General features: G+C 40.8%; 1 protein-coding gene. It reads right to left on the bottom strand.

The window, feature by feature from the left end:
* Positions 1 to 1,061, bottom strand: a 1,061-nt coding sequence (locus HNS40_RS22415) for an HYR domain-containing protein (protein ID WP_172284939.1), incomplete at both ends; no start/stop codon positions are given.

The raw sequence follows: 1,061 nt of genomic DNA, 5'->3' as shown, positions 1-1,061 counted from the left end.
GATAGTTGTTGTTCCTACTGGATAAGTATCTGTGGCATCGGCTGTATTATTATAGTCATTAGTGATACTAGCTACGCCTGTATTATCTGAAGTTGTTGGAGCAATTACTGCTACGGACGCATCACAGCTATTTAAATCTGCTGTTTGTGTCATTGCGCCTTCACATGCTATACTTGGAGATTCATCATCTGTGATGACTATTTCTTGAGTACAAGTATTGGTATTACCACTTTGGTCTGTTACCGTCCAAGTGATAGTTGTTGTTCCTACTGGATAAGTATCTGTTGCTTCGGCTGTATTATTGAAATCATTTGTGATACTTGATACGGTACAATTATCTCCTGTTACTGGTGCTACTACTGTTACTAAAGCATTGGCTTGTCCTGCATCTGCGGTTTGGCTTATTGCTGCTCCACAAGTAATACTTGGGTCAATAACATCCTCTACTGTGACATCGGCAGTAATTGTTGATACATTATTACTGGCATCTGTTCCGGTTAAGGTAATCGTATTTACGCCTAAATCTGTACAAGCGAAGTCTGTTTGACTGGCTGTTAATGTGAAGTCACAATTGTCATAACTGCCATTATCAATATCGGCAGCTGTAATACTTGCAGCTCCTGAGGCATCTAATTGAATGGTTACATTCTGTGAAGCCATTACTGGGGCGATATTATCTTCTACTGTTACTATTGATTCACATGTCGTTGTTAAGCCGGCGTCATCAGTTACTGTTAAGGTTACTGTGTTGGCTCCTACATTTGTGCAATCGAATGTGTTTGGATTGGCTTCTAAAGATACTACAACTCCATTATCGTATGAACCATTGTCAATATCGGTTCCTACTATGCTTGCTGTTCCAGTTGCATCTAGTTCTACTGTAATGTCTTGACATACTGCTACTGGAGGAGTTAAATCGGTTACTGTTACCGTCGCTGTACAAGTGCTGATATGACCTGCCGCATCTTCTATACTTAAGGTCACTGTATTAGCGCCCAAGTTAGCGGAGGTAAACGCATTTGGTGTCACACTCATAGTGGTGATTCCACAGTTATCGGTAC

Origin of the sequence: Lentimicrobium sp. S6 (assembly GCF_013166635.1) — a bacterium.
GTDB lineage: Bacteria > Bacteroidota > Bacteroidia > Bacteroidales > UBA12170 > UBA12170.
Note: the sequence above shows the minus strand (reverse complement) of the source record. Positions and strands in the feature narration are given on the sequence as shown.